Here is a 12,327-nt window from a genome sequence, read left to right on the forward strand (position 1 = left end):
AAGAGAACGCCGGCCTCAAACGTAACCCCGTTTAGTCTTTGGAAAAAACCGGGTAGTCTTCGCGCCCGGACAATGCCCGTGTTGGAGTCGCAATGCTCGAAATCCTCTCCCTGGTCGCTCTCGGCCTGGCGCTCTATACCCTCAATGCATCGCGAAACAGTGCGCAGAAACTCGGCGAAGAGGTGATGCGGCTGAAGCGCGAGGTCGAAATGCTGAAGGCCGGGGGCCTGGCCGCACCGGTGGAGACGGCGACCGCCGACACGGCCGAGGCCATCCGCGAGGAGGACGCCGAGGAGGAGGAGGCGCCGGCCGATTTCGCGAGCCCCTGGGCCGCCGCGCAGGCGGCTGGTACCGACGAGGCCGCGAAGGGCCGCGCGATCTTCGGCGGCAGTACGCCCGCCGTTCCGGCCGAAGCCGTTGCGAGCGAGACTGCGGAGGAGGCTGCCGCGGCGGCTTCCGCCGTTCCCGCGGCTGCGGCAAAGCCGAAGGAGAGCTTCGAAAGCCGCATCGGCGCGCGCTGGGCCGTCTGGGTGGGCGGCATCGCGCTGGCGCTCGGCGGCATCTTCATGGTCAAGTATTCCATCGAGGCGGGGCTGCTCAGCCCGGCCGTGCGGCTGTCGCTTGCCGCCGTCTTCGGTCTCGTTCTGACGGCGGTGGGCGAGTTCGTGCGCCGCCGCACCCTGCCGGTCATCGCCAATGCCTTCCAGAACGCCATGATTCCCGGCGTGCTGACGGCTGCCGGCGCCATCACGCTCTTCGCCGTCACCTATGTCTCCTACGAATTCTATGGCTATTTCGGCCCGCTGACCGCCTTCGTGCTGCTTGCCGCCGTTTCCTTCGCGACGATCGGCCTGTCGCTTCTGCACGGGCAGGCGCTTGCCGGCCTCGGCCTGCTCGCCTCCATGGCCACGCCCGCGCTGGTCGCGACGGAGGAACCGAGCGCCTGGGGCCTTTTTGGCTTCCTCTCGGTCGCCTGGCTTGCCACCTTCGCTGCCGCGCGCATCCGCCGCTGGCAGGTCGTGCCGGCACTCGCCAATGCCGGCATGGCGCTCTGGGCGGTGCTCTATCTCTCGCAGGCGAGCGCGGTCGAGGTTCTGCCGGTGCTTCTCGCCATGCTCGTTCTCGCCGTCGGTCATGGCCTCATCTGGCCGGGAAATGTCACGGCGGACGACTTGCCGCCCGCGACGGGCGCTGCCTCCGCCGATCCGCTGGACCGCCTGTTTGCCCCGCCGGCCGTCGCGGTATCGCTGACCGGCGCCCTTGCCCTGGTCTTCCCGGCATTGGTTCTGGCCAATGCGGTTCCGGCGCTGTCCCGGGCGGATTACGCTTTCGCCGCGGTCGTGATGGCGCTCGCCGTGCTCGGCGCGCTACGCGGCTGGGCGGTCTATCCGGCGCTCTTTTCCGCCATCGCGGCGGTGGTCGGCGTCGGTGCGATGGTGGTCTCGCCGGGCGGCCTGCTGTTCGAGGATTTCTCCACGCTCGCCCCGCCGACGCTGGAGGGCGCGTCGACATTGCCGGTACCGGTACTCGGCCTCGTGCCGGTCAACCTGCTGCTGGCGCTCGCCGTCGCCTATGCTGCGGTCGGCCTTGCGGCGGTGCGCCTGCGCCTGGCAGGATCTTCCGCCTTTGCAGCGCTCTGGAGCCTCATCGCCCCGGCGGCGCCCTTTGCCATCCTCGCCATGAGCTTCCTCAATTTCGGCAATCTCTCCTTCGATCTGAAGCATGGCCTGCTTGCGGTGGTGCTCGGCCTTGTCTTCCTCGCTGCTGCGGACGCCTTTTCCCGCGGGCGGGGAGAGGAGGAGGGTGTCTTCCTTCCGCAATGGGCGCTCGTCGCCGGCGGCTTCGCCTTCCTCGTGCTGGCGCTGCATGCCATGACGGACGGCCTTGCCACGACGATCGGCATTGCGGTCCTCGGCGCCGCCGCCGTCTTTTCGACGCGCCTTCGCCGCTGGCCGGTCCTGCCCTGGCTGATGGCCGGGGCGGCCGCGATCGTTGCCGGCCGCATCGGCTGGGAGCCGACCATCGTCGGCGCGGCAAACCTTTCCAAGACGCCGGTCTTCAACCAGTTGCTCGCCGGCTACGGCATCCCGGCCGCTCTGCTCGCGCTCTCGGCCTTCGAGCTGCGCCGCTGGCCGGGAACGCAAATCCGCAATCTCCTGCAGGCGCTGGCCAGCCTCTTCCTTCTGCTGACGGCGGCGATCCTCGTGCGGCACGGCATGAACGGCGGCGTGCTCGACAGTTCCGTGCCGACGCTCGGCGAACAGTCGATCTACACGCTGCTGGTCATCGGCGCTTCGGCGATCCTGATGTCGCTCGACCTGAAATCGCCGAGCCCGGTCTTCCGCTACGGCTCCATGGTGGTCGGCGGGCTCTCGATCCTGTCGATCCTCAGCGCCCATTTCGTCGGCCTCAACCCCTATTTCACCGGCGAGCTGCTCGGCAAGTGGCCGCTCCTGGATCTGCTCTTCGTCGGCTATCTGCTGCCCGGCATCGCCTATGGCGGCCTTGCCTTCCATGCACGGGGCCGGCGGCCGATGCCCTATGTGATCATGCTGGCGCTGACCGGCGTGGCGCTCGCCTTCGCCTGGGTCACGCTCAGCGTGCGCCGCTACTGGCATGGCGAGGGCATCGCCGACTGGAAGGGGTTCCTCCAGCCGGAGACCTATACCTATTCGGTCGTCTGGCTGCTGCTCGGCGTGCTGCTGCTGGCGGTCGGCTCGAAGTTCGATTCCAAGAGCATCCGCCTTGCCTCCGCCGGCCTCGTGCTGATCGCGGTCATCAAGGTCTTCCTGATCGACATGGCCAATCTCGAAGGCATCCTCCGGGCGCTCTCCTTCATCGGGCTTGGCGCGGTGCTGATCGGCATCGGCCTGTTCTACCAGAAGATCCTCTCGGGAAAGTCCGGGACCGGCGAAAAGGCGGAATTGAACGCCGAGGCGTGACAGGCTAGGTCATGGGCAACCACTTGCGGATCGCCCATGACCTTCGCCTGCCTCGCTGCTGCCTTTTCGCCCCTCGGTCCCCTTGCCGAGCGCCTGCTGCCGCAGGCCTTTTCCGCCGATGACGGCTCGCACGACGCCGCGCACCTCATCCGCGTCTGGAAGAGCGCGCGCCGCATCCAGGCGGAGGAGGGCGGCGACCCGCGGCGGCTGGCGGCCGCCGTGCTGCTGCACGATTGCGTGGCGGTGGAGAAGAATTCGCCGCTGCGCGCCGAGGCCTCGCGCCTTGCTGCTGAGAAGGCGGCCGGCCTGCTTGCCGCCGAAGGCTGGAGCAAGGAGGACGTGGCCGCCGTCGCCCATGCCATCCTCACGCACAGCTTCTCCGCCAATCTTCCGCCGGAAACCCTGGAGGCAAAAATCCTGCAGGATGCCGACCGGCTCGATGCGATCGGCATGATCGGCGCCGCGCGCTGCTTCTACATTGCCGGCCGCATGGGCAGCGGCCTCTACGATCCCCTGGATCCGCTCGGCGAAAACCGCCCGCTCGACGACAAGGCTTTCGCCATCGATCATTTCGAGGTCAAGCTGTTCAAGCTGGCGGAAGGGTTCCAGACGGCGGCGGGCGCGCGCATGGCGGAGGAGCGGACGGAGCGCCTGCGGGCGATCCGCGCCATGCTCCTGGATGAAATCTGAAGAAAAACATGCTTTTGTGCCGCCGTATTGAATCTGTCCGGCAGGCCGTTGAATCAACGTTTCAGGAAAGGTCGCCCGCATGAAGGTCGAGGGTCTCAACATCCACCCGCTGAAGAGCGGCCGGGCCATCCCCGTCGAAAGCGCCGGCGTGCGCCTCGACGGCCTTGCCGGCGACCGGCGCTTCATGGTCGTCGAGCCGGACGGCCGCTTCATCACCCAGCGCGAGCTGCAGGCGCTGGCCCGCGTCGAGGCGACGGCGGTCGGCGAAAGCCTGCATCTCGAAATGGAGGGCCGCCAGCTCCTTGCCAGCTTCGATCCCGAGGATCGTCTCGACGTGACCGTCTGGGACAGCCCGGTCAATGCCGCCGTCGCCGACGAGGCCGTCAACGACGTCCTGTCGGACTGGCTCGCGCGCCCGGTCAGGCTCGTGCACATGGATGCGCGGGCCGAGCGGCTGGAGGGCGAGGACTGGGCCGGCAGCCCGGCGCCGGTCGCCTTCGCCGATGGCTTCCCGGTCCTCGTCACGACCACCGGCTCGCTCGCCGACCTCAACCGCACCCTTCTCGCCAAGGGCCAGGAGCCCGTCGGCATGGACCGCTTCCGCACCAACATCCTCGTCTCCTGCGAGGAGCCCTGGGCGGAGGACCTGTGGGAATCGATCGAGATCAACGGCATCGCCTTCGATTTCGTCAAACCCTGCGCCCGCTGCATCATGACCACGCAGGACCAGATGACCGGCGAGCGCATCGGCGGCAACCCGATCCAGGGCCTTGCCGAAAAGCGCATGTCCGCCGACCGCCGCGTGCCCGGCGTGCTCTTCGGCTGGAACGCCGTGCCGCGCGGCGAGGGCGAGGTCCGCCTCGGCGATACGGTGCGCGTGACGCGGACGCGCAGCGAGCGCTGGCCGATGAAGGTGCGGGCTTAAACCCACCCGCGTCGCTTGAAGTAGAGGAACGGCATCAGCGCCGAGATGATCATCAGGCCGATCGCGTAGGGATAGCCGAAGTGCCATTGCAGCTCCGGCATCAGCTCGAAGTTCATGCCGTAGGCCGAGGCGACCAGTGTCGGCGGCAGGAAGACGACCGAAGCGACGGTGAAGATCTTGATGATCTGGTTCTGCTCCAGGTTGATGAGGCCGAGCGTCGCGTCGAGCAGGAAGTTGATCTTGCCCGACAGGAAGGCGGCGTGGTCGCCGAGCGAGGCGGCATCGCGCTGCACCAGCTTGACGAGCTGGCGGATTTCCTTGGAGGGCCGGCGGGTCGGGTTCTCCACCGCCGCATGATAGGCGACGAGGCGCGAGATGCTGACGAGGCTTTCGCGCACGCCGCTGAGGAAATCGCCCTTGCGGCCGAGCTGCTCGATCAGCGCCTCCAGGTCGCGCGTCTTCTTGGTGGAGGAACCCGTCTTGCTGCGGAAGACCTCGCGCGAAATGCCGTCGATCTCGTTGCCGAGCCGTTCCAGCACGTCCGCCATGCGGTCGATGACCGCCTCGATGACGCCGAGCATCACGTCCTCGCCGGTCTCGTAGCTGTGGCCGTTGCCGCGCAGCGCCCGGTTGCAGAAGGTCGTGAAGGGCTTTGCGTCGGCATGGCGCACGGTCACCAGCGTCGGGCCGGTGAGGATGAAGGTCACCGGCATCTTCGTCGGTTCGTCGCCGTCGAGATTGGTGAGCGCCGTCATCGTCATGAATTCCGCGCCGTCCTCCTGGTAGAGGCGGGCGGAAAGCTCGATATCCTCCATCTCCTCCCGCGTCGGGATGGAAATGTGGAGCGCCGCCTCCACGTCCGTCACCTCTTCGGGCGTCGGGCTCAGGAGGTCGTACCAGAGGGCAGGGGCGATCGCCTGCTCGATGGCCGGGTTGGAAATTTCACGCAGGCAGAAGCGGTCCGCCCTGCGGGCATAGATTTGCAGCATGCTTCACTCCTTGAGGCATTCTCGCCGTCCGGAGCGAAGCCTTTTCGGGGCTCCTACCGGATCGGTCGCTCGATTGCTCTCGATAGTCGACTGTCGGGGTCCATGATCTTATCCGGGTTCGGTTGGCGCTATGTGACGCCTGACGGGGGCATGCGCTCAAAATGCCGTGGCGTCAAGCACATCCGGTGGAGCGCGGCGCATCGGGCTTTCATCAATCCGGCTGATCGTCCGGTCAATTAAATTCGCTTTTGTTCATGCATGGCGCGGCGTAGGGTCCGGGCCTGATTTCCGGAGACGCACCATGTCCACCCCATCCGTCGTTGCGGCGCCTGCCGCCAGCCGGCCCATGCCGTGGCTCATCATTCTCGCCGGCTCGCTGATCGCGGTGCTCACCTTCGGCCCGCGCTCGGCGATGGGCTTCTTCCAGTTGCCCATGCTGCAGGATACCGGCTGGGACCGCACCACCTTCGGCCTCGCCATGGCGCTGCAGAACCTTGCCTGGGGCGTCAGCCAGCCGTTCTTCGGCGCCATCGCCGACAAGTTCGGCACCTGGCGCGTGCTGCTCGTCTCGGGCCTCGTCTATGCGCTCGGCCTGTTCCTGATGTCGCTCGGCACCTCGCCGCTCTGGCTGCATGTCGGCGGCGGCGTGCTGGTCGGCCTCGGCGTCGGGGCCGGCTCCTTCGGCATCCTGCTCTCGGCCTTCGCGCGCAATGTGACGCCGGACCAGCGCTCCATGGCCTTCGGCATCTGCACGGCGGCGGGCTCGGCGGGCATGTTCCTCTTCGCGCCGCTGTCGCAGGGCCTCATCAGCGCCTATGGCTGGTCGGACAGCCTCGTCTATCTCGGCGTGCTGATGCTCATCGTCCCGCTGCTCGGTATTCCACTGCGCGGCAACTCCTCTTCCGGCATCACCGCGGCGAGCGAATACAAGCAGACCATCGGCGAGGCGCTGCGCGAGGCGCTCGGCCATCGCAGCTACGTGCTGCTGGTCGCAGGTTTCTTCGTCTGCGGCTACCAGGTCGCCTTCATCACCGCGCATTTCCCGGCCTATCTCGGCGATATCGGCATCGATGCGCGTTATGCCGTCATCGCGCTGGCGCTGATCGGCTTCTTCAACATCATCGGCTCGCTCGCCGCCGGCTTCATCGGTCAGCGTTATTCGAAGCCCTATTTCCTTGCCTATATCTACCTTGCCCGCTCGGTCGCGGTGGCGGCCTTCATCCTCTTGCCGAAGTCGCCGGCCTCGGTCATCATCTTCGCCATCGTCATGGGACTGCTGTGGCTTTCCACCGTGCCGCCGACCAACGGCCTCGTCGCCATCATGTTCGGCACGAAGCATCTCGGCCTGCTCGGCGGCATCGTCTTCTTCTCGCACCAGGTCGGCTCGTTCCTCGGCGTGTGGATGGGCGGCTATCTCTACGACCATTTCGGCACCTACGATCCGGTCTGGTGGCTCGGCGCGGCGCTCGGCATCTTCGCGGCGATCGTGCACTGGCCGATCGAGGAGAGGGGCGTCGCACGCCCGGCCGCCGCCTGATCCGGAACCTTGCCCCGCCCGAAGGAATTCGGACGGGGCTTCTTGCAAACCGTCACAAAAGTTTCTAAATCTGAACCACCGGCAATGCCGGTTTTGTTTTGAAGCTATTATGCTCAAATTGAGCAAAATAGCCTTTCCGCCGGAGGGCGGCGGAAGAAAGGGAGGGTTCCATGACCGTTCTGGCCCAGCATGCGGGGATGGCCGAAGCCGCTCGTCCGCTCACCGCCGCGGAGCGCTTCGGCGTCGTCGAGAAACCGGACCTCACCTTCACGCCCGAGATCGCCCGCGAGACCGAGCACCTCTACGAGAAGGTGAAGCAGTTCATCCCCGCCTTCGAATGGCCGGTCTATGCGCCCTATGTCGCCGCCATCAACCGGCTGAAGAAGGAGCGCGGCGCGGTCATCCTCGCGCACAATTACCAGACGCCGGAAATCTTCCACTGCGTCGCCGACATCGTCGGCGATTCGCTGCAGCTCGCACGCGACGCAACCAAGGTGGATGCCGAGATCATCATCCAGTGCGGCGTGCATTTCATGGCCGAGACCTCCAAGCTGCTGAACCCGGAAAAGACGGTGCTCATTCCCGACGCCAAGGCCGGCTGCTCGCTGTCGGATTCGATCACCGGCGAGGACGTGCGCCTGCTCAAGCAGCGTTATCCCGGCGTGCCGGTCGTCACCTATGTCAACACCTCGGCCGACGTGAAGGCGGAGACGGACATCTGCTGCACCTCCTCCAACGTGCTCGCCGTCGTCGAGAGCCTGGAGAGCAATACGGTGCTCTGCATCCCGGATGAGTACCTGGCGATGAATGTCGCCAAGCAGACGAACAAGAAGATCCTCACCTGGAAGGGCCACTGCGAGGTGCACGAGCGCTTCACCGCGGCCGAGCTGCTCTCCTACAAGGAGGCCCATCCCGGCATCGAGATCATCGGCCACCCCGAATGCCATCCCGACGTCATCGCCGTCTGCGATTTCGCCGGCTCCACCTCGGGCATGATCAACTATGTGAAGGACCACCGTCCCTCGCGCGTGCTGCTCGTCACCGAATGCTCCATGGCCTCCAACATCCAGGCCGAGCTGCCGGGCGTCGATTTCGTCAAGCCGTGCAATCTCTGTCCGCACATGAAGCGCATCACGCTGCCGAAGATCCTCGACAGCCTGGTGCACATGACGGAAGAGGTCGTGGTCGACCCGGCGATCGCCGATCGTGCCCGCCTTGCCGTCGAGCGGATGGTGAACCTGAAGCAGTAGAGTAGCGCGTCAGCGCGAAATTTCGAGAAAGGCAGCGCCGAAGAGCCATTACGCCGATCCGTTGCCGCTGCCCCTCATCCCCTGCCGGGACCCTCTCCCCGCAAGCGGGGAGAAGGCGGAAAGCGGCGAGCCCAGCGCTCCTCGCCCCGCTTGCGGGGAGAGGATGCCGGCAGGCAGGTGAGGGGCATACTGGCGGACCGAAGCGTCGGAGGAGTATGACATGCCCATTGATAGTTTCCGCCCGCAATCCTGGAACGGCATCGACGATATCGTCATCGTCGGCGGCGGCCTGGCTGGCCTTTTCTGCGCGCTGAAACTCGCGCCGCGTCCCGTCACCATCCTCGCCGCCGCGCCGATCGGCCAGGGGGCGTCCTCCGCCTGGGCGCAGGGCGGCATCGCGGCGGCGATGAGCCCCGGCGACACGTTCGAAAAGCACGTTGCCGACACGCTCGAGGCCGGTGCCGGCATCGTCGACGAGAAGATGGCGCGCTTCATGGTCTCCGAAGGCCCGGCGCGCATCCATGACCTCCTCGAATATGGCGTGCCCTTCGACCGCGACCTCGAAGGCAAGCTGCTGCTCTCCCGCGAGGCCGCCCATTCGGAGCGCCGCATCGTGCGCGTCAAGGGCGACATGGCCGGCAAGGCCATCATGGAGGCGCTGATATCCGCCGTGCGGAAAACGCCGTCGATCCGGGTTCTCGAAGGTTATGTCGTCGAGGAGCTGGTGCGCGAAGGCCGCTTCATCTCCGGCGTCGTCGCACGGCCGGATGCCGGCCAGTCGAAGAACCGCGTGCATTTCCCGGCCCGCGCCGTGGTGCTCTGCTCGGGCGGCGTCGGCCATCTCTATGCCGTCACCACAAATCCGTGGGAGGCTTGCGGCCAGGGCGTCGGCATGGCCGCGCGCGCAGGCGCCATCATCGCCGATCCGGAATTCGTGCAGTTCCACCCGACGGCCATCAATATCGGCCGCGACCCGGCGCCGCTCGCCACCGAGGCGCTGCGCGGCGATGGCGCGCACCTCATCAATTCCGCCGGCCACCGCTTCATGCTGGATATCCACGAGGACGGCGAGCTCGCCCCGCGCGACGTCGTCTCGCGCGGCGTCTTTGCCGAGGTGCAGGCCGGTCGCGGCGCCTTCCTCGATTGCACCAAGGCGGTCGGCGCCCATTTCCCCGACATGTTCCCGACGGTCTACGCCTCCTGCATCGCCGCCGGCATCGATCCCGTCACGCAGCCGATCCCCGTCGTGCCCGCCGTGCACTACCACATGGGCGGCGTGCTGACGGATGCGGAGGGGCGCACCTCGATCGACGGCCTGTGGGCGGCCGGCGAGGTCACTTCCACCGGTGTACACGGCGCAAACCGCCTTGCCTCGAACTCGCTGCTCGAAGCCGTGGTCTTCGCCGCGCGCATCGCGGAAAACATCAAGGGCATGCTGCCGGAGCCGAAGATCAACGACTGGGGCAAGAATGCCGGCGAGAGCGACGACCTCGTCACCATCGAGGACAGCCCGGCGCTGAAGCGCCTGCGCCGCGTCATGAGCGACCATGTCGGCGTCATCCGCAGCCGCGAGGGCCTCAAGACGGCGATCCGCGAGATCGCCGCGCTGGAGCGCGAAAACAGCCGCATGCGCTTCCACAACATCGTCACCACCGCAAAGCTCATCGCGACGGGCGCCTATCTGCGCGAGGAAAGCCGCGGCGGCCACTTCCGTTCCGATTTCACCGAGCAGAAGGCGGACTGGAAGCACCGCACCTTCCTCACCCTCGCCGATGCCGAGAAGGTGGTTGCGGACCTTTCGGAAACGGCGGCGGCTTGAGGCTTGGCAAAAATTGACAATCGCTCTTCCCTCGCTAGAATCGGGCGAAAGGATCGCACGATGCCGACGCTGAATGTCAGCCTGACCCCGGAATTCACCGATTTCATCGAGGAAGCCGTCGCAAGCGGCTCCTATGTCTCGGCAAGCGAGGTCGTGCGCGATGCGTTGCGCCTGATGCGCCAGGAGCAGGAAAGCGAGGCGGCCAAGCTCGCGCTCCTGCGCAAGGCGGTCGATGCCGGGCTGGCTCAGTCGGAGCGGGGCGAGTTTTCCGGCCGCTCCGTCACGGACATATTCACCGCTGCCATCGGCGAGAAATGACCGTTCGGCTGACGGTTGAGGCCGGGCGGGACCTTGCGGAGATCGCGCGCTACACGGTGACGGCCTTCGGCGTTGCCCAGGCCATGCACTATGCCGCGTTGATCGAGCATGCCATGGGCCTCCTGGCTGAAAACCCGCTCCGGCCGGCGTCGCGTGCCCGCGACGAGCTTCGCCCCGGCGTGCGCTCCATGCATCTTTCCCGCGCCGCAGCCCGGCGCCACGCCGCTGCGCATGTCCTTTATTATCATCTTGTCGCGGGCCCGGATGAGGCACAGGATATCGTCATTCTCCGCGTCCTGCATGAACGCATGGAGCCGCTGAAGCGGCTCGTCGACGCCAACAGCCCTGAAAAGGATTCTCCGCCATGACCACCCCCTATCTCCCCGTTCTCTCGCCCCTGATGGTGGAGGACCAGGTGCGCGCGGCGCTGTCGGAAGACCTCGGGCGCGCCGGCGACATCACCAGCCAGGCGACCATCGCGCCGGAGCGTTCGGCGCGGGCGGAGCTGAATGCGCGCGAGGACGGCGTCGTCGCCGGCCTCGATCTCGCCCGCGCGGCCTTCCGGCTGATGGATCCCGAAATCCGCTTCGAGGCCTTCGTGAAGGACGGCGACCGGCTTGCGCCCGGCACGGTGATCGCGCGGGTTTCCGGCCCCGCCCGCGCCGTGCTTTCGGCCGAGCGGGTGGCGCTCAACTTCCTCATGCACCTTAGCGGCGTGGCGAGCTACACGGCGCGTTTCGCCGCCGAGATCGCCCATACGCCGGCCAGGGTCTGCTGCACGCGAAAGACCATTCCGGGCCTGCGCGCGCTCGAAAAATATGCCGTGCGCATGGGCGGCGGCTCGTCGCACCGTTATGGCCTAGACGACGCGATCCTCATCAAGGACAACCACATCGCCGTCTCCGGCGGGGTCGCCGGCGCCATCCATGCCGCGCGCGCCTTCGCCGGCCATCTCGTCAAGGTGGAGGTCGAGGTGACGACGCTGGAGGAACTGGAGGAGGCGCTGGAGGCGCAGCCGGACGTCATCCTGCTCGACAATATGGGGCCGGAGCTCCTGCGCCGCGCCGTCGAGATCAATCGCGACTGCGCGGGGCTGAGCGAGGCGGCCTATGCCGCCGATCCGCGCCGCGTGAAGCTGGAAGCCTCCGGCAACGTGAACATCAAGACCGTCCGCGCCATCGCCGAAACCGGAGTCGACTACATCTCGACCTCCAAGATCACCATGGCCGCGCCGACGCTCGACATCGGCCTCGACGTCGTCGTGAGCTGACCCGTCCGGAACACCCCGGCGGACGATGCGTTCCGGTTCCATGGACAATGGCAATCGGAAGGATGCATCATGTGGAAGATCGTTGCAGGCGCGGTGCTGGCCGCCCCGCTCATGAGCCTGCCCGCCGCCGCCCAGCAGGCGACGGATACGGCGCGGGCGAATTTCGTCGATCGTGACGGCAAGGAGACCGGCCGCGCGCAGGTGACCGCCGGGCGCGACGGCGTGCTGTTCGAGGTGGAGGTTTCCGGCCTCGAGCCGCGCAAATGGGTGGCGCTGCACATCCACGAGAACGGAACCTGCGAACATGCGGGCGGCCACGAATCGGCGGGCAGCCATTTCAATCCGGATGAAAAGAGCCATGGCTTCGTCTCGGCGGACGGTCCCCATGCCGGCGACCTGCCGAACCAGTATGTCGCCGAGGATGGCGTGCTGCGGGCGCAGGTCTATTCGACGATGGTGCGCCTCGACGATGCCGAGCGCGGCATCCGCGGCCGCGCGCTCGTCGTGCATGCCGGCTCGGACGACTACCGCACCGATCCGGCAGGCGGCGCGGGCGACCGTCTCGCCTGCGCCGTGATCGAATAGGG

Annotated in this window: 11 protein-coding genes; 10 read left to right on the forward strand and 1 reads right to left on the reverse strand. The window is 66.8% G+C overall.

Annotated elements, in window-relative coordinates; translation table 11 throughout:
- Positions 1–92 precede the first annotated feature (92 nt).
- The 3 genes from shn_RS06040 to shn_RS06050 all read left to right on the forward strand — a co-directional run bounded on the left by shn_RS06040 (position 93) and on the right by shn_RS06050 (position 4,557).
- Positions 93–2,942: a DUF2339 domain-containing protein gene (locus shn_RS06040; RefSeq protein ID WP_064329596.1), complete on the forward strand. Its 2,850-nt coding sequence runs from the start codon at positions 93–95 to the stop codon at positions 2,940–2,942.
- Between the two features lie 36 nt (positions 2,943–2,978).
- Positions 2,979–3,632, forward strand: coding sequence for an HD domain-containing protein (locus tag shn_RS06045; RefSeq protein WP_064329597.1), 654 nt, complete (start codon positions 2,979–2,981; stop codon positions 3,630–3,632).
- Positions 3,633–3,711: 79 nt separating this feature from the next.
- Complete coding sequence (locus shn_RS06050; RefSeq protein ID WP_064329598.1) at positions 3,712–4,557, forward strand: MOSC domain-containing protein; 846 nt, start codon at positions 3,712–3,714, stop codon at positions 4,555–4,557.
- Here shn_RS06050 and shn_RS06055 read toward each other — a convergent pair.
- Positions 4,554–5,546, reverse strand: coding sequence for a magnesium transporter CorA family protein (locus tag shn_RS06055; protein ID WP_064329599.1), 993 nt, complete (start codon positions 5,544–5,546; stop codon positions 4,554–4,556). The two genes, shn_RS06050 and shn_RS06055, sit on opposite strands and share 4 nt — an antisense overlap.
- A 301-nt stretch (positions 5,547–5,847) precedes the next feature.
- On the opposite strand from shn_RS06055, the gene shn_RS06060 reads away from it, so the two are divergent.
- The 7 genes from shn_RS06060 to shn_RS06090 all read left to right on the forward strand — a co-directional run bounded on the left by shn_RS06060 (position 5,848) and on the right by shn_RS06090 (position 12,325).
- Complete coding sequence (locus tag shn_RS06060; protein WP_064329600.1) at positions 5,848–7,083, forward strand: MFS transporter; 1,236 nt, start codon at positions 5,848–5,850, stop codon at positions 7,081–7,083.
- 170 nt (positions 7,084–7,253) lie between these two features.
- Positions 7,254–8,333 carry a quinolinate synthase NadA gene (gene nadA, locus shn_RS06065; RefSeq protein ID WP_064329601.1) on the forward strand — a complete coding sequence of 360 codons (1,080 nt, stop codon included), beginning with the start codon at positions 7,254–7,256 and terminating at the stop codon, positions 8,331–8,333.
- Between the two features lie 220 nt (positions 8,334–8,553).
- Positions 8,554–10,152, forward strand: a complete 1,599-nt coding sequence (locus shn_RS06070; protein WP_064329602.1) for an L-aspartate oxidase — start codon at positions 8,554–8,556, stop codon at positions 10,150–10,152.
- 60 nt (positions 10,153–10,212) lie between these two features.
- Complete coding sequence (locus shn_RS06075; RefSeq protein WP_206362200.1) at positions 10,213–10,470, forward strand: type II toxin-antitoxin system ParD family antitoxin; 258 nt, start codon at positions 10,213–10,215, stop codon at positions 10,468–10,470.
- Entirely contained in the window at positions 10,467–10,838 is a 372-nt protein-coding gene (locus shn_RS06080; protein ID WP_064329603.1) for a type II toxin-antitoxin system RelE/ParE family toxin, read from the forward strand. Before shn_RS06075 ends, shn_RS06080 begins: the two co-directional genes overlap by 4 nt.
- Positions 10,835–11,740: a carboxylating nicotinate-nucleotide diphosphorylase gene (gene nadC, locus shn_RS06085; protein ID WP_064329604.1), complete on the forward strand. Its 906-nt coding sequence runs from the start codon at positions 10,835–10,837 to the stop codon at positions 11,738–11,740. The genes shn_RS06080 and nadC overlap by 4 nt, the downstream gene beginning before the upstream one ends.
- Positions 11,741–11,809: 69 nt before the next feature.
- Positions 11,810–12,325 (forward strand): superoxide dismutase family protein, encoded by a 516-nt coding sequence (locus shn_RS06090; protein WP_064329605.1) that lies wholly within the window; start codon positions 11,810–11,812, stop codon positions 12,323–12,325.
- Positions 12,326–12,327 lie beyond the last annotated feature (2 nt).

The organism is Shinella sp. HZN7, from assembly GCF_001652565.1.
GTDB lineage: Bacteria > Pseudomonadota > Alphaproteobacteria > Rhizobiales > Rhizobiaceae > Shinella > Shinella granuli.

Coding starts and splice junctions, on each gene's coding strand:
- shn_RS06040 (WP_064329596.1), top strand. CDS start 93: ATGCTCGAAATCCTCTCCCTGGTCGCTCTCGGCCTGGCGCTCTATACC.
- shn_RS06045 (WP_064329597.1), top strand. CDS start 2,979: ATGACCTTCGCCTGCCTCGCTGCTGCCTTTTCGCCCCTCGGTCCCCTT.
- shn_RS06050 (WP_064329598.1), top strand. CDS start 3,712: ATGAAGGTCGAGGGTCTCAACATCCACCCGCTGAAGAGCGGCCGGGCC.
- shn_RS06055 (WP_064329599.1), bottom strand. CDS start 5,546: ATGCTGCAAATCTATGCCCGCAGGGCGGACCGCTTCTGCCTGCGTGAA.
- shn_RS06060 (WP_064329600.1), top strand. CDS start 5,848: ATGTCCACCCCATCCGTCGTTGCGGCGCCTGCCGCCAGCCGGCCCATG.
- nadA (WP_064329601.1), top strand. CDS start 7,254: ATGACCGTTCTGGCCCAGCATGCGGGGATGGCCGAAGCCGCTCGTCCG.
- shn_RS06070 (WP_064329602.1), top strand. CDS start 8,554: ATGCCCATTGATAGTTTCCGCCCGCAATCCTGGAACGGCATCGACGAT.
- shn_RS06075 (WP_206362200.1), top strand. CDS start 10,213: ATGCCGACGCTGAATGTCAGCCTGACCCCGGAATTCACCGATTTCATC.
- shn_RS06080 (WP_064329603.1), top strand. CDS start 10,467: ATGACCGTTCGGCTGACGGTTGAGGCCGGGCGGGACCTTGCGGAGATC.
- nadC (WP_064329604.1), top strand. CDS start 10,835: ATGACCACCCCCTATCTCCCCGTTCTCTCGCCCCTGATGGTGGAGGAC.
- shn_RS06090 (WP_064329605.1), top strand. CDS start 11,810: ATGTGGAAGATCGTTGCAGGCGCGGTGCTGGCCGCCCCGCTCATGAGC.